This window comes from Microbacterium sp. NPDC012755 (assembly GCF_042901325.1).
Taxonomy (GTDB): Bacteria; Actinomycetota; Actinomycetes; order Actinomycetales; family Microbacteriaceae; genus Microbacterium; species Microbacterium natoriense.
Genome location: NZ_JBIBCT010000001.1, coordinates 256070 through 273025, shown reverse-complemented (window position 1 = coordinate 273025; position 16956 = coordinate 256070). Strand labels below are relative to the sequence as shown.

Below are 16956 nucleotides of genomic sequence, written 5' to 3'. Positions count from 1 at the left end.
GCGGCCGCACCCGGATCGCCGGGCGTGACGAAAGGACCCCCATGACCAAGCTCAGACTCGCCATCGTCGGTGCCGGCCCCGCGGGCATCTACGCCGCCGACATCCTGCTGAAGGCGGAGCGCAAGTTCGACGTCTCGATCGACCTGTTCGAGCAGCTCCCCGCGCCGTACGGCCTGGTCCGCTACGGCGTCGCCCCGGATCATCCCCGCATCAAGGGCATCATCACGGCGCTGCGCGATGTGCTCGACCGCGGCGACATCCGGCTGTTCGGCAATGTCCGATTCGGCGAGGACATCACCCTCGAGGATCTCAAGAAGCACTACAACGCCGTGATCTTCGCCACGGGTGCGATCCGCGACACCTCGCTCGACATCCCCGGCAGCGACGCGGTGGCGTCGTACGGCGCCGCGGACTACGTGAGCTGGTTCGACGGACACCCCGACGTGCCGCGCGAGTGGCCGCTGGACGCGGCATCCGTCGGCGTCCTCGGCAACGGCAACGTCGCGCTCGACGTCGCCCGCATGCTCGCCAAGCACGCGGAGGACCTGCTCGTCACCGAGGTCCCGGAGAACGTCTACGAGGGCCTCAAGGCCAGTGAGATCACCGACGTGCACGTGTTCGGTCGCCGCGGTCCCGCTCAGGTGAAGTTCACGCCGCTGGAGCTCCGCGAGCTCGGCGAGCTGCGCGACGTCGACATGGTCGTCTACGACGAGGACTTCGACTACGACGAGGCGTCGAAGGACGCGATCGCCAGCAACAAGCAGGTCATGGTCATCGACCGCGTGCTGCAGTCGTGGCGCAAGCGCGACTCGGTCAACAACGCCGGCGGCACGGCATCCCGCCGCCTGCACCTGCACTTCTGGGCCCGCCCCGTCGAGGTCCGCACCGACGAGAACGGCCGCGTCGCCGCTCTCGTCTACGAGCGCACCGAGCCCGACGGTCAGGGCGGCGCGGTCGGCACCGGAGAGCTCCGCGAGGTCCCGATGCAGGCGCTGTACCGTGCGATCGGCTACTTCGGCTCGCCGCTGCCCGGCGTGCCGTTCGACAAGAAGCACGGCGTGATCCCGAACCGCGAGGGCCAGGTGCTCGCGAAGGACTCCAACCAGCGCGTGCCGGGCATCTACGCCACCGGCTGGATCAAGCGCGGACCCGTCGGCCTCATCGGCCACACGAAGTCCGACGCCATGGAGACCGTGCGCCACATCATCAACGACCAGGGCTCATGGTGGCAGCCGGAGGACCCGTCCGAGGAAGCGATCACGGCGCTGCTCTCCGAGCGCGGCGTGAAGTGGACGGACCTCGAGGGCTGGCACCGCCTCGACGAGCACGAGATCGCCCTGGGCGCCCCGCAGGAGCGCGCCCGTGTCAAGGTCGTGCCGCGCGACGAGATGGTGCGGGTCTCCCGGGGCGAGTGAACCTCGTCAGCTAGCCTGGCGGCATGGCTGACTGGATTCCCGACGTCCTCGGAGAGGAGTTCGCGCAGCTGACGCTCGAACTCGGCGACGACGACGAGGGGCCGGTCGTCGCGACCCTGGTGAGAGCGCTGCCGATCGAGGCGGGGTGGTGGGAGCGGATGCTCGGACGCCGCCGTCCGCTGGAGGACGTGGACGTGCTCTACGTGCACGGGTGGTCGGACTACTTCTTCCAGAAGCGCCTCGCGCGGTTCTGGACGGCGCGGGGTGCGCGGTTCTACGCGCTCGACCTGCGCAAGTACGGCCGCAGTCTGCGACCCGGACAGACGCCCGGATACATCACCGATCTCGCGACCTACGACGAGGACATCGCCGCCGCCCTCGACGCGATGGGTCGCGGGGCGGATGGGGCGGCATCCGCACGTCGTCTGGTGCTGTTCGGGCACTCGACGGGCGGGCTGACGCTGAGCCTGTGGGCCTCACGTCACCAGGGGAGTGCGGATGCCGTCATCCTGAACAGTCCCTGGCTGGAGTTCCAGGTGGCCTCCGTGCGCCCTCTGATCGCCCCCGTGGCGGAGTTGCAGGCGCGGTGGGCTCCCCGCGAGGTGGCTCCCCAGGTCGACCTCGGCTTCTACACCCGCGCGCAGCAGGAGGTCGCCGATCCCGACGACCCGGTCGAAGTGAACCTCGACTGGCGCCCCGTGCAGACCATGGCGGTGCACGCGGGGTGGTTCCACGCGATCCTCCGGGGGCACACGACCGTGGCCGCCGGCCTGACGATCGCGGAGCCGGTCTGCGTGCTGCTCTCGGCGCGGTCCGCGACTCCGACCAGGTGGTCGGACGACCTCACGCGGGCCGATACGGTGCTCGTCGTCGACGACATCGCCCGCGCGGCGCTGAAGCTCGGACCGTCGGTCACCGTCGAGCGCATCGACGGCGCCCTGCACGACGTCTTCCTCTCGCGTCACGAAGCGCGCGAGGACGCGTACCGGCGTCTCGGCCGCTGGGTCAGCGGGTGGGCAGCGGCTCAGACGTAGTGCATCGCGCGGGTGAGCTGCTCGGCTCTGTCGCCGTCGGCGCTCAGCACGGCGTCGCGGAAGTCGCGGTAGACCTGCTGCATCCGCTCCTCGTCCTCCTGGGGGATCTGCCAGTCACGAAGATTGCGGAACAGCGCCATGCCCGTGTCCTGGATCAGCGCGCGGTGCTGAGCGTTGGCGCTGCGATCGCTGAGGTAGGAGAACACCGCCCACCGCGACTCGGAGATGCTGCGCGGCTCCTTCGCTTCGTACATCTTCTCGATGAGGCCGGCCACGTGCGCGCGCTCCGCGTCGGTCATGCGGGCGACGCCCATGCGCGCCGCGACGCCCGCCTGGTACCCGGCGAACTCGAGGGTCTGCGCCACGACCTCGGGTGTGACCGCGGTGACCTCCGTGTACCTGCTCGGGTACATCGTCACGAGGCCCAGGCGCTCGAGGCGCTGTAGCGCTTCACGTACGGGTGTGCGCGACACGTGGAGCTCGTCGGCGACCTCCACGTCGCGGATGCGGTGCCCCGGTGCCAGATCGCCGTTGACGATCTGCGTCGCGATGTATTGGAACACCTCTTCAGCGAGCAGCTGCTTGCTCTCGCCGATGGTGCTGTTCGAACGCTTTCCGTTCATGGATTGCCCCCAGTTGCATGTCCAGATCCCGGACGCCCCCATGATGTGCCCGGAGGGCAACTACATCACGAACTGCGGCCGGATGCCAACACTCCACGCGCAGGCGCTCGGATTACGTCTGCGCGCGGGTTTTCCCCTGATATTTCGTAAAAATCATTTCTGTGGTCGACGGGCGTTAGGGACGCCCGCCGACCACAGGCGATGGGCATGCACGGAGCTGTCGGGTGCCCGGTCCCCACAGGGCAGGATCCGCGATCCCGAGAACGCGAATCCGAGATCGGCAGCGCGTCGTGCACGCGAACATCGTTCGTCGCTTCCGGATGCGACAGCTTCCAGTCTTGAGCAACTAAACCCGTATATCAGTATGCGATCGCTGGGATCCCTCCATAGGCGCAGCGGAGCATACTGGGAGCGTGTCGAACTCACGTGACGGTCAGCCCGTGGGGCGGGCGCGGCTGCTCTACGTCGAAGACGAGCCCGACATCGCCGAGATCGCCGTCGAGGTGCTCTCCGACGACTTCGTCGTCGATCATGCGGCAGACGGCGAGGCCGGGCTCCGGATGGTTCTCGCCCGTCGTTACGACGTGATCGTCGTCGATCGACGGCTCCCCGGTATGAGCGGCATCGAGCTGATCCGCGCCATCCGGACCGCGCGGCTGGCGACCCCTGTGCTCATGCTTACCGCGCTCGGAGCGGTCGACGATCGCGTCTCCGGCCTCGATGCCGGAGCCGACGACTACCTCGTGAAGCCGTTCGACTTCGCCGAGCTGCGCGCGCGACTGCGTGCGCTGATCCGCGGCAGGGGCGTCGGCGACCGCAGGGAGATCGGCGACTGGCTCTTCACCCCGGTCGCCCAGGCCCTGTACTCGCCCGCGGGCGAGAGGATCCCGCTGACTTCGGCAGAGACCGAGCTCCTCGAGCTGCTCACCTCGAGCCCCGAGCACGTGTTCTCCAGGGAGGAGATCCTCGACAGCGTGTTCCCCGGTGGTGCGGCGGCGACGGTCGACGCGTACGTCCACTACGTCCGCCGCAAGTCGACCCCCGAGATCATCGACACCGTGCGCGCTCGCGGCTACCGGACGGGGACTCCCCGATGAGCGAGCGGACGGATGCCGCGATCCGTGCCGACCGCCGCAGGGTGCAGCGTGCGGCGCTCCGAGCCGGAGTGTGGGTGGCGGCGGCATCCGCCGTGGTCGTCACGCTGCTCAGCGTGGTGACGATCGCCGCACTGTTCGCGACCTCGCGCCCGGAACACGGCCCGGAGGGAGGCCCGCCGGGAGGAGGGGGCCGGCCGGATCGGGTGATCGACCTCGATGACGCGGTGCCGATCACGGTGGTGATCGGCATCCTGGGCGTCGTCGCACTCGGGGTCATCTCGTGGTTCCTCGCTCGCCGGGCCGCAGAGCCGCTCGCGGCGGCGCTCGAGGTGCAGCGCTCCTTCGTCGCAGACGCCAGCCATGAGCTGCGCACTCCGCTCACGACGCTCACCAGCCGCATCCAGCTCGCCGAGCACCGGGCCGAGCGGGGCGGCGATCTGAGCGGAGTGCTCTCCGACCTGCGCCGCGACGCCGCCGTCATGGACGGCGTCCTGACCGATCTGCTGCTGACGGCGGAGTCGGCGGGCGTGACTCCCTCGGATGCGGGGGCCGAGGCCGTCGTCGCCGACACGGCACGGGAGGCGGCCTCCGTGCTCGCGCCCCGTGCGGGGGAGCGAGGAGTGGTCTTCGATGTGCGGGTGCCGGACGGTCTCGTCGTCGCGGTCGAGCATGTCGCGCTGCAGCGTGCGTTCATCGCACTCCTCGACAACGCGGTGCGATTCGCCCCGCGCGGTTCGGAGGTGACCGTGTCGGCGGTCGGCTCAGGGCGACGTGTGGACATCCGCGTGCGGGATCGCGGCGTCGGCATCACGGGCATCGAGCCCGAGCGGGTGTTCGAGCGGTTCGCGCGCGGAGGGGCCGGCGGAGTCGACGACGGACGACGCGGCTTCGGTCTCGGGCTCGCGCTCGTCCGCGACATCGCGAACCGCTTCGGCGGCTCGGTCTCGGTCGAGGAGACCTCGTCTGGGGGAACGACGTTCCTGCTCTCGTTCCCCGTCGCCGGCGCCAGAGGCGGACGCGGCGGGCGGCCTGTGGGTTCCTGATCAGCTGCCTGTGAATCCGCCGGACCGGCGGATTCTTGGTTCTGTCTTGGAAGCGGTCCGAGACAGTGGCGACATGTCCAACAACACAGATGACACGGCCCCCGCGACGCCGGACGTCGACGGTGGCGCAGCCTCTCTCGAACAGTCCCTTCCGCCGGAGCGCGCTGAGCAGGCGGCGCAGCCGCAGAGTCTGCCCGCTGAGCCCGTCGCGCCACGCTCCTCGGCCCCCGTCGTACCCGCGAGACGCAACGGGCTGCTGGTCCTCGTCGCCGTGCTCTCCGGCGTCCTCCTGCTCGGTCTCGGCTTCGGCGCCGGCTGGGCGGTCGCTGGTGCGGCCCACTCCCATTCCTCCGGCGGATTCGGTCCGATGCAGGGCGGGCCCGACGGCGATCGTCGCGGCGCCCCCGGCGATCAGCAGGGCGGGCCCCGTGGAGGAGATATGCATGACCGCGGCGGCGCTGACGGCAGCACGCCGGACGGCTCCGCCGACGACGACTCCGACGGAACAGACGGCTCCGGCTCCTGAGGCCGGGCGAGAACGAGGAGGACACGATGACGACGAGCGTCGCCCTGACGGCTGTGGAAGCGGCTCCGTCGCGGCATCCCGGTCCGTCGGCGAGACGCCGTCGCATCCTTGCGCTCTGGAACCTCGGCGCCGTATGCGCGGTGTGGGGCACGAGCCTGTACGTGGTGGCGCTCTGGGTCGCCGGAGGGGGAGTGGATGCCGTCGTCACGGGCACGGCCGAGGCGTTGCAGTCGCTCGGCCGACTGACCGGGCTCGTCGCCGCGAATCTCCTCCTGTACCAGGTGCTGCTCATGGCGAGGGTGCCGCTGTTCGAGCGCGGCTTCGGCAGGGTGGCCCTCACCCGCATGCATCGGCTGGTCGGCTTCTGGTCGCTCTGGCTGATGTGCGCGCACATCGTCCTGCTCGTGTTCGGCTACGCGATCGCCGCGGGAGTGGGGCCGTGGACGCAACTGTGGCAGTTCGTGTGGGACTACCCGGGGATGCTGCTCGCGACGGCCGCGTCGCTGCTCATCGTGATGGTCGCGATCACGTCCATTCGTCGTGCGCGACGTCGACTGAAGTACGAATCGTGGCATCTGCTGCACCTCTACGCCTACATCGGCGTCGGCCTCGCCGTGCCGCATCAGCTGTGGGCGGGAGCGGACTTCACCGCATCGCCGGCTGCCACGGTGTACTGGTGGCTGCTCTGGGCGGCGGCTGCCGCAGCGGTGATCGCCTACCGGGTGGTCCTTCCCGTCGTCCGGTCGCTGCGCGCCGACCTGCGCGTCGCCGCGGTCGAGCCCGACGGATCAGGCGGAGTGACGGTCCGCGTCCGCGGTCGGCACTCGCGCGGCATCAGGGCGCAGTCCGGTCAGTTCTTCATCTGGAGGTTCCTCGACGGCCCGGGCTGGACGCGAGGACACCCCTTCTCGCTCTCCGCCGCTCCCCGCGAGGGGGAGCTCGCCCTCACCGCGAGCATCGTCGGCGACGGCACCGCCCGGCTCGCACGGGTGCGCCCCGGCTCGCGGGTGCTGGTGGAGGGGCCCTTCGGGCACTTCACCGGCGACGTCCGCACCGGCCGCAGACTGGTGCTCATCGGCGCCGGAGCGGGTGTCGCGCCCCTCGTCTCCCTCCTCGAGGGAGAGCCGTACGCTCCCGGCGACGCGGTACTGATCACGCGCGACTCGGGGCGAGGGGCGCCGATCCTCGCGGCGGCGGTATCGCGTCTGGTGGCGGAGCGCGGCATCCTGCACATCCCCCTGAGCGGCCCCCGCGGCGCGAAAGGATGGCTGCCCGGTTCACACGCCGCCTGGCGTGGCGCCGATGCACTCGTGCACCTCCTGCCCGATATCGCCGAACGCGATGCCTACGTCTGCGGGCCGCAGGCCTGGATGGACGCCGTCGTCGCAGATCTCCGCGCCGCCGGGGTGCCGTCGGCGCGTATCCAGACCGAGTCCTTCGCCGTCTGAGAGGTCCTGTCATGAAGAGAATCGTGTACGCAGCACTCGCCACGATCAGTGCGATCGTGCTGCTCTTCAGCTACCGCACATCCCATGTCGACCAGACGACGGCCTCGAGCGACGCCGGCACCTCGACGTCGGACTCCGGCACGGGGACCACGACCGGGGGAGCTGCCGGCTCGAGCGCCGGAACCACGGGCGCGTCCGACACCACGGCGGGCGCGGCCGCTTCGGCGACCGGTCTGACCGACGGGAGCTACACCGGCGCGGCAGCCCAGACGCGCTACGGTGCGGTGCAGGTGCAGATCACCGTGACGGACGGACGCATCAGCGACGTGCAGGTCCCTGCGTACCCGGACGGGAACCCGAAGGACCGGCAGATCAATGCGAGGGCGGTTCCGCAGCTCGTCTCGGAGACCACGGCAGCGCAGTCGGCGAACATCGACATGGTGTCGGGCGCGACGTTCACCAGCGACGGGTACCTGACCTCGTTGCAGAGCGCGATCGATCAGGCGAAGGCATGAGCACGCGCGTCGAGGTCGCCCAGATCATGGGAACGGCGATGAGCGTGCACCTCATCGGACGTCATCCGTCGTTCGAGCGCGCTGCGGCTGCCTGCTTCGAGGAGCTGAGGCGGGTCGACCGCGTGTTCTCCCCCTACCGACCCGATTCCGACATCTCCCGGATCGCGCGGGGCGAGCTGTCGATCGAGGATGCGGATGCCGACGTCGCGGTCGTCCATGCCGCCTGCGCGCGTGCAGAAGCCGATACCGCCGGGCTGTTCAGCGCCGCGTTCGGCGGAGGCTTCGACCCCACGGGCTATGTGAAGGGCTGGTCGGTCGAGCGGGCGGCCAGAACGTACCTGGCGCCCCTTCTGGATGGCGTCGATGCCGTCGCGATCGGCATCAACGCAGGCGGCGACATGCAGCTCTTCACAGATCCCGCGACGGACTGGACCTGGAACGTGGCGATCGTCGATCCCGCCGACCGGACGAGCGTCGTCGCGACGGTTCCGGTGCGGGACGGCGGCGTCGCGACCTCTGGGACGAGTGAGCGCGGCGCGCATCTCATCGCCCCGCGGACAGGCGAACCGGCACGGGGTGCGGCATCGGCGACGGTGGTGATGCGCGGACTCGCCGATGCGGATGTCTGGGCCACGGCCGCCGCGGTCGCGGGGTACGACGATCTGAGCTGGATCGAAGCGGCCGGCGAATCGACGGGGATCGTGTTGGATGCCGCAGGACGATCGCGCCGTTGGCTGGACGGCGTGGAGATCAGCACTCGCACCGTCCAGCCGACGGACGTCTAGCGGTAGTTGATGAACTGCAGGTCGAGGTCGAGGTCGGCGCCCTTGAGGAGCGCGATCACCGACTGGAGGTCGTCGCGGCTCTTGGACTGCACGCGCAGCTCGTCGCCCTGGATCTGGCTCTTGACGCCCTTGGGGCCCTCGTCGCGGATGATCTTGTTGATCTTCTTCGCGTTCTCCGAGGAGATGCCGTCCTTGAGGGAGGAGACGATGCGGAACTCCTTGCCGCTGGCGAAGGGCTCGCCGGACTCCAGGCTCTTCAGCGAGATGCCGCGCTTGATGAGCTTCGACTGGAACACGTCGAGCACGGCCTTGGCGCGCTCTTCGGTGTTCGCGATGATCAGCACCTGCTCGCCGCTCCACGCGATCGATGCTCCGGTGCCCTTGAAGTCGTAGCGCTGCTCGATCTCCTTGTGAGCCTGGTTGAGCGCGTTCTGCGCCTCCTGGTGATCCACTTTCGAGACGATGTCAAAGGAACTGTCAGCCATAGGGAGAAGTCTACCGACACCCTCATTTCCAGGGGAGTTGGAAGCGCTTTCATCTTGATCAGCGCGCAACGACACGGTCACAGGTTGGTATCGACGCACTTTTTCATTGCGGATCACGACGATCCCGGTGCATACTGTAAGCGCTTGCAGTACCGCAGGCCACAGCACTGAGAGAGGCTCACACCAATGAAGGTGAACAAGAGGAGCATCGCTGCCGTCGGCGCGATCGCCATCGTTTCGACCCTGACGCTCGCCGGTTGCTCGACCGGTACCAGCGGCGACTCGTCCAAGGGCGAAGAGGCCGGCAGCACCCTGACGGTGTGGGTCGACTCCGAGCGCGTCGACGCGCTGCAGGGCGCAGCCGACTCCTACGAGGAGAAGACCGGCGTCAAGGTCAAGCTCGTCGGCAAGTCCGTCGACGACATGAAGGACGACTTCATCCAGCAGGTGCCGACGGGCAAGGGCCCCGACGTCGTCATGGGCGCGCACGACTGGCTGGGCGAGCTCTCCACCAACGGCGTCATCGCCCCGCTGGAGCTCGGCGACTCGGCATCCGACTACCTGCCCGTCGCCCTCCAGGCCGCGACCTACGACGGCACCGTCTACATGCTCCCGTACGCGGTCGAGAACATCGCCGTGCTGCGCAACGCCGACCTCGTCCCCACGGCTCCGACGAGCTTCGACGACATGCTCTCCAAGGGCACGTTCGTCGTCGAGCAGGGCGCCGAGGGCAACCCGTACCACCTCTACCCGTTCCAGACGGCGTTCGGCGCCCCGGTCTTCGGCACCGACGACTCCGGCAGCTACGACCCGACCGACCTCCAGCTCGGCAGCGAGGGCGGCTTCGCCTTCGCCGACTGGCTCGCGGCCAAGGGCAAGAACGGCACCGGCACGCTGAACACCGACATCGACGGCGAGATCGCCAAGCAGCAGTTCCTCGACGGCACCGCCGCCTTCTGGCTCACCGGCCCGTGGAACGTCGGCGCGGCTGTCGACGCCGGCATCAACGTCGCGATCGACCCCGTCCCCAGCCCCACCGGTGAGACCGCGTCGCCGTTCGCCGGCGTCAAGGGCTTCTTCGTCAGCGCCGAGTCCAAGAACAAGGTCGCGGCCAACGACTTCCTCGTCAACTACCTCGGCACCAAGGACGTCCAGCTCGAGCTCTTCAAGGCCGGCAACGTGCTGCCCGCGCTCACCGCTGCGGCCGACGAGGCGGCATCCGACCCGATCATCGCCGGCTTCCAGGCCGTCGGCGCCGACGCCGTCCCGATGCCGGCCATCCCGGCCATGGGCTCGGTGTGGCAGTTCTGGGGCGTCGCCGAGGCGGCCATCATCAACGGCGCAGACCCGAAGACGACGTGGCAGAAGCTCGTCGACGACGTGACCGCGGCCATCAAGTAAGACACACCCAGCACCATCCTGCCGGGGCGGACGTCACCGTCCGCCCCGGCAGCTCCACGACGGGGACGAGATGACAGACACCGCCGAGCCCACGGCTCCTCCGACCAAGCGCCAGCGTCAGGCCGCGAAGATCGCCGAAGCGGCGTCCACGCCGATCGGCTGGATGCTGCTGAAGATCCTGCTGCTGGCCATCGTCGACGCGATCGCGCTCTACGCGGCCTACGTGCTCTTCACGCACCAGGAATGGCTGATCCTCGGCATCGTGGTCGTGGTCGCCGTCCTCGTCAACTGGATCTACTTCTCCCGCAAGCGGATCCCCGCGAAGTACCTCACGCCCGGCATCATCTTCCTGATCATCTTCCAGGTGTTCACGCTGCTCTACACCGGGTACATCGGCTTCACGAACTACGGCACCGGTCACAACGGCACCAAGGACCAGGCGATCTCCTCGCTGCTCGCCTCCGCGCAGGAGCGCGTCGAGGACTCGCCCACCTACCCCGTGACCGTCGTCGAGCAGTTCGGCACCTACGGCCTCCTGGTCACCGACCCCGACTCCGGCGATGCGCTCCTCGGCACCGCCGAGCAGCCGCTGCAGAAGGTCGACGCGGAGTTCGACGGCGAGAGGGCCGTCTCGGTCGACGGCTGGACCACGCTCCCTCTCGCCAAGGTCTTCACGCTCTCGAGCGTCCTGGAGAAGCTCTCGGTGCCGTTCAGCGACGACCCCAACGACGGGAGCCTCCGGGCACCAGACGGGCAGAAGGGGTATCTGTACGTCTCGACGCTCGCGTACGACGCGGATGCCGACACCATCACCGACACCGACACCGGCACGGTCTACTCCGACGTCGGCACCGGCGCGTTCACCTCCGACAGCGGCGAGGAGCTGCTCCCCGGATGGCAGACGACGGTCGGCTTCGACAACTTCGTGCGCGCCGTCGCCGACGAGTCCATCCGCGGCCCGCTGATCTCCGTCACGATCTGGACGTTCGTGTTCGCCCTCGTCTCCGTGGCGTCGACGTTCTTCCTCGGTCTTCTTCTCGCGCTCGTGTTCAACAACACCCGGATGCGGTTCCGCAACGGCTACCGGATCATCCTGATCCTCCCGTACGCGTTCCCCGCGTTCCTCTCCGCTCTTGTCTGGGCGGGCATGATGAACGAGAGTTTCGGCTTCATCAACCAGGTCATCTTCGGGGGCGCGGAGATCCCGTGGCTCACCGACCCGAACCTCGCCAAGGTGTCGGTGCTGATCGTCAACCTCTGGCTCGGCTTCCCCTACATGTTCCTCGTCTGCATGGGCGCCCTGCAGGGCATCCCCGAAGACGTGAACGAGGCGGCGGTGATGGACGGCGCGAACCCGTGGCAGGTCTTCCGGCGCATCAAGCTGCCACTGCTGCTCGTGACGGTGGCGCCGCTGCTGATCTCGTCATTCGCTTTCAACTTCAACAACTTCAACCTGATCTACATGCTCACCAAGGGCGGTCCCCGCTTCGACGACGTGAGCATCCCGGTCGGGCACACCGACATCCTCATCTCGATGGTCTACAAGGTGGCCTTCACCGGTCAGAACCGCGACTACGGTCTGGCCTCCGCCTTCACCATCCTCATCTTCATCGTGGTGGCGACGATCTCGATCATCAGCTTCCGCAAGACCAAGGCACTCGAGGAGCTGAACTGACATGAGCACCGACATCCTCGCTCCGCGCAAGCGCAGCCTCGGCGCGTGGTTCGCCGACACCGGATGGCGCCACGTCGTCGCCATCGTGGTGAGCGCCTTCGCCCTGTTCCCGCTGCTCTACGTGTTCTCCGCATCGCTGAACCCGAAGGGCACGCTGACCGGATCCAACCAGCTGTTCTCCGCGATCGGCATCGACAGCTACGTGCGCATCCTCAGCGATCCGCAGAACCCCTACGGCCTGTGGTTCCTGAACACCCTTGTCATCGCCGTGGTGACGGGCGCATCGACCGTGTTCATCGGCGCGCTGGCGGCATATGCCTTCTCGCGCATGCGATTCGCCGGGCGCCGCATCGGCCTCGTCACGATCGTCGTGGTGCAGATGTTCCCGCAGCTGCTCGCGGTCGTCGCGATCTTCCTGCTGATGTCCACGCTGGGGGACTGGTTCCCCGCGATCGGCCTGAACACGCACACCGGCCTGATCCTCGTGTACCTCGGCGGCGCTCTCGGCGTGAACACCTACCTGATGTACGGGTTCTTCAACACGCTGCCGATGGAGCTCGACGAGGCCGCGCGCATCGACGGCGCCGGGCACGCGCGCATCTTCTTCACGATGATCCTCCCGCTGGTGGCGCCGATCCTCGCGGTGGTCGCCCTGCTGTCGTTCATCGGCACGGTGAACGAGTACGTGATCGCGAGCATCATGCTCGTCGACGTCGACAAGCAGACGCTCGTCGTCGGTCTCACGAAGCTCGTCGCGAACCCCCGCTACGCGGACTGGTCGGCCTTCTCCGCCGGCGCCGTGATGGCGGCCGTGCCGGTGATGATCCTGTTCCTGTTCCTGCAGAGGTACATCGTCGGCGGCCTGACCGCCGGAGCGACCAAGGGCTGACGCGGCGGGTCAGTCGTCGTCGCCCGCAGGCTTCGACTGGCCGCCGCTCACGGTGCTCAGCACCTCGTCCTGCACCCGCTCGAGCGCCAGGCGCAGGGCGCCGTCGAGAACCGGGTTCTCGTCCAGCGCCGAGAGCAGCACGGGAGGCCGTGCGACGACGGCGGCGTGCAGATGGTGCTGCACCAGGCTGCGCAGGCGCTCCCCGCCCGCGAGGGCGAAGTCGCCCGCCAGCACGATGAGGTCGGGGTCGACGATCGCGACCACCGCAGACAGGCCGAGGGCCAGTCGGCTGGCGATCTCGTCGAGGGCCGCTGACGCCGCGTCGCCGTCTGCGGCGACGGCATCCGCCACCGCATCCACCGGCGTGGGCGCGTCGAAGCCGTGCTCCGCGAGCACGCGGCCGAGCGCGGGTGCGCCGGCGAGAGCCTGCATGCCGCTCGCGCCGAACTCGTTGGTCAGGCTGCCGACCGGCGCTCCGGGGAGCGGCAGGTCGGAGATCTCGCCCGCGCCTCCCGTGAGGCCGCGGTGCACGCGTCCGCCGAACATCAGACCCATGCCGATGCCGTCCGAGACCCAGAGCACCGCGAAGCTGTCGTTCTCCGTCGCGACGCCGTGGGCGCGCTCGGCGATCGTGACGAGGTTCACGTCGTTCTCGATGTCGACGGGGGCGCCGATGCGCTTCTGCAGGGCGGCGGTGAGGCCGGCGCGCTGCCATCCGGGGAGGTGCGACGCGAAGCGCAGGCGGTCGGAGGTCGGGTCGATCGCTCCCTGGATGCCGATGACGACGCGGCGCAGGTCGGACGGATCCACGCCGATCGGGGCGCACGCGCCGCTGAGCGCCTCATGAACCTGCAGCGTCGGGTCGCTGACGTCGCCCTCGGGGGTCGGCAGCGCGAACTCTCCGACCTTCCTGCCGGTGAGGTCGACCACGACGGTCGCGATGCGCTCGGGCGTCACGTCGACGGCGGCGGTGTAGGCGGCCTTCTCGTTGACGCTGAAGAGCTCGGCGGCGCGTCCGATGGCGCCGTCGCGGTTGCCCTCGCTCTTGACCAACCCGCTGTCGCGCAGCTGCATGAGCAGGTGGGATGCCGTGGGCTTCGACACGGCGAGATGGGCGGCGATCTCGGGGCGGCTCAGCGGGCCGAGATCGAGCAGGAGCCGCAGCGCCGCGCGCGCGTTGATCGCTCTGACGACGCTGGTTCCGGTCGGGGCAGTGGGCACGGAGTCCTCGATGTTTCGTGGTCGGGTACTCCGAATCGTACAGACCTTGACGACCAATGAACGCGAGAAGAAGTAATCATCCGACCATTGCGCACGGCAGGCGACTGGGGTATAACTCTTCGTAAAGAATGTTTCCTAACTTTCTGAACCGACCCCCATCGGAGGAACCATGCGTCAACGTCGACCAATGCTCGCGCTGCTGGCAGCCGCGATCGTCATACCCCTCACCGGGCTCGTGGCGACCTCGGCGCAGGCAGCGACCCCCCTCTCGCTCCGCGACCCCGTCAAGCGGGAGATCGCGCAGGAGATCATCACCTCCGCCGAGAACTCGCACCTGAACTGGTACGACTACTACGACTACATCGAGGACATCGACGACGGCCGCGGCTACACGGGCGGCATCGTGGGCTTCACCTCGGGCACGCACGACATGCTCGTGCTCGTCGAGAACTACACGAAGAAGTACCCGAACAACCCTCTCGCCAAGTACATCCCCGCTCTGCGCAACGTCGACGGCACCGAATCGCACGCCGGACTCGGCACCGCGTTCGAGACCGCCTGGAAGGCGGAGGGCAAGAAGCCCGAGTTCCAGCGGGCGCAGCGCGACGAGACCAAGGTCCAGTACTTCGACCCGTCCGTCAACCTCGCGATCTCCGACAAGCTCGGCCCGCTCGGGCAGTTCGCGTACTACGACGCGGCGGTCGTGCACGGCTTCGACGGCCTGGAGGACATCCGCACCCAGGCGAAGAAGAAGGCGACGACCCCCGCATCCGGCGGCAACGAGACCACGTACCTCAACGCCTTCCTCGACGCGCGTGTGGTCGAGATGAAGAAGGAGGCCGCACACGAGGACGTCAGCCGCATCGAGAACGCGCAGCGCGTCTGGCTCAACGCCGGCAACCTCAACCTCAACACCCCGCTGAGCTGGTCCGTCTACGGCGATCCCTTCAGCATCCCGACCGACCCGACGCCCCGCTGGCCCAACGACGACGGCACCACGCCGACGCCGACGCCGACGAGCACTCCGACGTCGACGCCGACGCAGAACCCCGGCACCGCGACGCTGATCTCGAAGAACAAGCCGGTGACGACCTCGTCGTCCGAGGGCTCGGGCTTCGAGGGCGCGAAGGCGGTCGACGGCAACGCGACGAGCCGCTGGTCGAGCGTCGAAGGCGTGGACCCGCAGTGGATCCGCATCGACCTGGGCGCAGGCTCCAAGGTCGACAAGGTCGTCCTGAAGTGGGAGGCCGCGTACGCGTCGAAGTACCGCGTCGAGGTCTCTGCCGACGGCACCACCTGGACGACCCTGGCCACGGAGGCCGCGGGCAACGGCGGCACCGACGAGTTCACGAACCTCAACGGCACGGGACGCTACCTCCGCATCTACGGCACCGCACGCGGCACCTCCTACGGGTACTCCCTGTTCGAGGTCGAGGCCTACAGCCTCACCGGCGGCGGCACCCCCACGGCGACGCCCACGCCGACCCCGACGCCGACGCAGACATCCACGCCGACGCCGACCCCGACACCGACCAGCACGGCGAACCCGGCGGCCACCCTCATCTCGAAGAACAAGCCCGCAACGACCTCCTCGGTCGAGAGCACGGAGTTCGACGGGGCGAAGGCGGTCGACGGCAACGCGACCAGCCGCTGGTCGAGCGTCGAAGGCGTGGATCCGCAGTGGATCCGCATCGACCTCGGTGACGGCGCGAAGGTCAACAAGGTCGTCCTGAAGTGGGAGGCCGCATACGCGTCCAAGTACCGCGTCGAGATCTCCGCCGACGGCACCACCTGGACCACTCTCGCCACCGAGGCCGCGGGCAACGGCGCCACCGACGAGTTCACCGGACTCAACGGCACCGGCCGGTACCTGCGCATCTACGGCACCGCACGCGGCACCGCCTACGGCTACTCGCTGTTCGAGGTCGAGGCCTACGGCACCGCAGGCAGCACCCCCAACCCCGGCACGGGCTTCACCGTGGTCGCCGCCGGCGACATCGCGGGCCAGGGCTGCACGACCCGGGGCAAGAAGGTGACGGGGGAGTTCCCCTCCGACTGCAAGCACTTCGAGACGTTCGACCGTGCGCAGGCGATCAACCCGGTGTTCTACATCACCCTCGGCGACATGCAGTACGACGACGCGAAGGCGAGCGATTTCTCGACCGTCTACGCCAAGTCCTGGGGCACGGTCAAGGGCAACACCTGGCCGATCCCCGGCAACCACGAGACGTACGACGACTACGACAACCTCGACCCGAAGGCCTACCGGGACTACTTCGGCAACCGTGCGACGCCCCAGGGCAAGATGTACTACAGCTACGACTACTCGAACTGGCACTTCATCGCCCTGGACTCGAACACCTTCACCGACCAGGCGCAGCTCAACTGGCTCGCGGCTGATCTCGCGTCGAACACCAAGCAGTGCGTCGTGGCGTACATGCACCACCCGGCGTTCAGCTCGGGCGATCACGGCAACGAGCCGGCAAGCCAGCCGGTGTGGAAGATGCTCGCGAACGCGAACGTCGAGCTCGTGCTCAGCGGGCACGACCACGACTACGAGCGCTTCAACGCCATGAACGCCTCTGGTGCGGCATCCTCGTCGGGTACGGTCCAGATCGTCAGCGGTCTGGGCGGTCATGAGATGCGCGACTTCGGCAACACCAAGGCGAACAGCGCCAAGCGCATCAACACGGCGTACGGGGTGTCGAAGCTCGACTTCACCGACACGTCGGTCACGCACTCGTTCGTCGACATCGGCGGCACCGTGCTCGACACCAACACGATCACCTGCCACTGACG

15 protein-coding genes are annotated in these 16956 nt (G+C 68.4%); 12 read left to right on the top strand and 3 right to left on the bottom strand.

Annotation, left to right across the window (positions count from 1 at the left end; genetic code table 11):
- The first annotated feature begins 41 nt into the window (after positions 1-41).
- Positions 42-1415 (top strand): FAD-dependent oxidoreductase, encoded by a 1374-nt coding sequence (locus ACFY5A_RS01440; RefSeq protein ID WP_105673758.1) that lies wholly within the window; start codon positions 42-44, stop codon positions 1413-1415.
- A gap of 23 nt (positions 1416-1438) precedes the next feature.
- Complete coding sequence (locus tag ACFY5A_RS01435; RefSeq protein WP_223585973.1) at positions 1439-2449, top strand: alpha/beta hydrolase; 1011 nt, start codon at positions 1439-1441, stop codon at positions 2447-2449.
- On the opposite strand, the gene ACFY5A_RS01430 is transcribed toward ACFY5A_RS01435, so the two are convergent.
- Entirely contained in the window at positions 2440-3072 is a 633-nt protein-coding gene (locus ACFY5A_RS01430) for a GntR family transcriptional regulator (RefSeq protein WP_387231336.1), read from the bottom strand. The genes ACFY5A_RS01435 and ACFY5A_RS01430 overlap by 10 nt on opposite strands.
- A 413-nt stretch (positions 3073-3485) precedes the next feature.
- Here ACFY5A_RS01430 and ACFY5A_RS01425 point away from each other — a divergent pair, with 413 nt between their 5' ends.
- The 6 genes from ACFY5A_RS01425 (at position 3486) to ACFY5A_RS01400 (ending at position 8486) form a co-directional block, all read left to right on the top strand.
- Complete coding sequence (locus ACFY5A_RS01425; protein ID WP_387231334.1) at positions 3486-4169, top strand: response regulator transcription factor; 684 nt, start codon at positions 3486-3488, stop codon at positions 4167-4169.
- A complete protein-coding gene (locus ACFY5A_RS01420) occupies positions 4166-5212 on the top strand; it encodes a sensor histidine kinase (RefSeq protein WP_387231332.1) in 1047 nt (348 codons plus the stop codon). Before ACFY5A_RS01425 ends, ACFY5A_RS01420 begins: the two co-directional genes overlap by 4 nt.
- Positions 5213-5285: 73 nt before the next feature.
- Positions 5286-5738 (top strand): hypothetical protein, encoded by a 453-nt coding sequence (locus ACFY5A_RS01415; protein ID WP_387231330.1) that lies wholly within the window; start codon positions 5286-5288, stop codon positions 5736-5738.
- Between the two features lie 26 nt (positions 5739-5764).
- Positions 5765-7186 (top strand): ferric reductase-like transmembrane domain-containing protein, encoded by a 1422-nt coding sequence (locus ACFY5A_RS01410; RefSeq protein ID WP_387231328.1) that lies wholly within the window; start codon positions 5765-5767, stop codon positions 7184-7186.
- Positions 7187-7197: 11 nt separating this feature from the next.
- Positions 7198-7701, top strand: a complete 504-nt coding sequence (locus ACFY5A_RS01405; protein ID WP_387231326.1) for an FMN-binding protein — start codon at positions 7198-7200, stop codon at positions 7699-7701.
- Positions 7698-8486, top strand: a complete 789-nt coding sequence (locus ACFY5A_RS01400; RefSeq protein WP_387231325.1) for an FAD:protein FMN transferase — start codon at positions 7698-7700, stop codon at positions 8484-8486. Before ACFY5A_RS01405 ends, ACFY5A_RS01400 begins: the two co-directional genes overlap by 4 nt.
- On the opposite strand, the gene ACFY5A_RS01395 is transcribed toward ACFY5A_RS01400, so the two are convergent.
- Positions 8483-8971 carry a YajQ family cyclic di-GMP-binding protein gene (locus ACFY5A_RS01395; RefSeq protein ID WP_105673738.1) on the bottom strand — a complete coding sequence of 163 codons (489 nt, stop codon included), beginning with the start codon at positions 8969-8971 and terminating at the stop codon, positions 8483-8485. The two genes, ACFY5A_RS01400 and ACFY5A_RS01395, sit on opposite strands and share 4 nt — an antisense overlap.
- Before the next feature lie 186 nt (positions 8972-9157).
- On the opposite strand from ACFY5A_RS01395, the gene ACFY5A_RS01390 reads away from it, so the two are divergent.
- The 3 genes from ACFY5A_RS01390 to ACFY5A_RS01380 all read left to right on the top strand — a co-directional run bounded on the left by ACFY5A_RS01390 (position 9158) and on the right by ACFY5A_RS01380 (position 12936).
- Positions 9158-10372, top strand: a complete 1215-nt coding sequence (locus tag ACFY5A_RS01390) for a maltose ABC transporter substrate-binding protein (RefSeq protein ID WP_105673736.1) — start codon at positions 9158-9160, stop codon at positions 10370-10372.
- A gap of 70 nt (positions 10373-10442) precedes the next feature.
- Positions 10443-12047 carry an ABC transporter permease subunit gene (locus ACFY5A_RS01385; RefSeq protein ID WP_387231322.1) on the top strand — a complete coding sequence of 535 codons (1605 nt, stop codon included), beginning with the start codon at positions 10443-10445 and terminating at the stop codon, positions 12045-12047.
- A 1-nt stretch (position 12048) separates the two neighbouring features.
- The gene (locus tag ACFY5A_RS01380; RefSeq protein ID WP_105673732.1) at positions 12049-12936 is read left to right on the top strand and encodes a sugar ABC transporter permease; all 888 of its coding nucleotides are present in this window, start codon (positions 12049-12051) and stop codon (positions 12934-12936) included.
- Between the two features lie 9 nt (positions 12937-12945).
- On the opposite strand, the gene ACFY5A_RS01375 is transcribed toward ACFY5A_RS01380, so the two are convergent.
- Complete coding sequence (locus ACFY5A_RS01375; RefSeq protein WP_387231320.1) at positions 12946-14157, bottom strand: ROK family transcriptional regulator; 1212 nt, start codon at positions 14155-14157, stop codon at positions 12946-12948.
- A 187-nt stretch (positions 14158-14344) separates the two neighbouring features.
- Here ACFY5A_RS01375 and ACFY5A_RS01370 point away from each other — a divergent pair, with 187 nt between their 5' ends.
- Positions 14345-16954 carry a chitosanase gene (locus ACFY5A_RS01370; protein WP_387231318.1) on the top strand — a complete coding sequence of 870 codons (2610 nt, stop codon included), beginning with the start codon at positions 14345-14347 and terminating at the stop codon, positions 16952-16954.
- The last annotated feature ends 2 nt before the right edge of the window (positions 16955-16956 follow it).

Excerpts from the sequence above, each read along its gene's own strand:
- ACFY5A_RS01430 (WP_387231336.1), bottom strand. The coding sequence starts at position 3,072 with ATGAACGGAAAGCGTTCGAACAGCACCATCGGCGAGAGCAAGCAGCTG.
- ACFY5A_RS01410 (WP_387231328.1), top strand. The coding sequence starts at position 5,765 with ATGACGACGAGCGTCGCCCTGACGGCTGTGGAAGCGGCTCCGTCGCGG.
- ACFY5A_RS01440 (WP_105673758.1), top strand. The coding sequence starts at position 42 with ATGACCAAGCTCAGACTCGCCATCGTCGGTGCCGGCCCCGCGGGCATC.
- ACFY5A_RS01405 (WP_387231326.1), top strand. The coding sequence starts at position 7,198 with ATGAAGAGAATCGTGTACGCAGCACTCGCCACGATCAGTGCGATCGTG.
- ACFY5A_RS01415 (WP_387231330.1), top strand. The coding sequence starts at position 5,286 with ATGTCCAACAACACAGATGACACGGCCCCCGCGACGCCGGACGTCGAC.
- ACFY5A_RS01435 (WP_223585973.1), top strand. The coding sequence starts at position 1,439 with ATGGCTGACTGGATTCCCGACGTCCTCGGAGAGGAGTTCGCGCAGCTG.
- ACFY5A_RS01370 (WP_387231318.1), top strand. The coding sequence starts at position 14,345 with ATGCTCGCGCTGCTGGCAGCCGCGATCGTCATACCCCTCACCGGGCTC.
- ACFY5A_RS01385 (WP_387231322.1), top strand. The coding sequence starts at position 10,443 with ATGACAGACACCGCCGAGCCCACGGCTCCTCCGACCAAGCGCCAGCGT.
- ACFY5A_RS01400 (WP_387231325.1), top strand. The coding sequence starts at position 7,698 with ATGAGCACGCGCGTCGAGGTCGCCCAGATCATGGGAACGGCGATGAGC.
- ACFY5A_RS01380 (WP_105673732.1), top strand. The coding sequence starts at position 12,049 with ATGAGCACCGACATCCTCGCTCCGCGCAAGCGCAGCCTCGGCGCGTGG.
- ACFY5A_RS01390 (WP_105673736.1), top strand. The coding sequence starts at position 9,158 with ATGAAGGTGAACAAGAGGAGCATCGCTGCCGTCGGCGCGATCGCCATC.
- ACFY5A_RS01395 (WP_105673738.1), bottom strand. The coding sequence starts at position 8,971 with ATGGCTGACAGTTCCTTTGACATCGTCTCGAAAGTGGATCACCAGGAG.
- ACFY5A_RS01420 (WP_387231332.1), top strand. The coding sequence starts at position 4,166 with ATGAGCGAGCGGACGGATGCCGCGATCCGTGCCGACCGCCGCAGGGTG.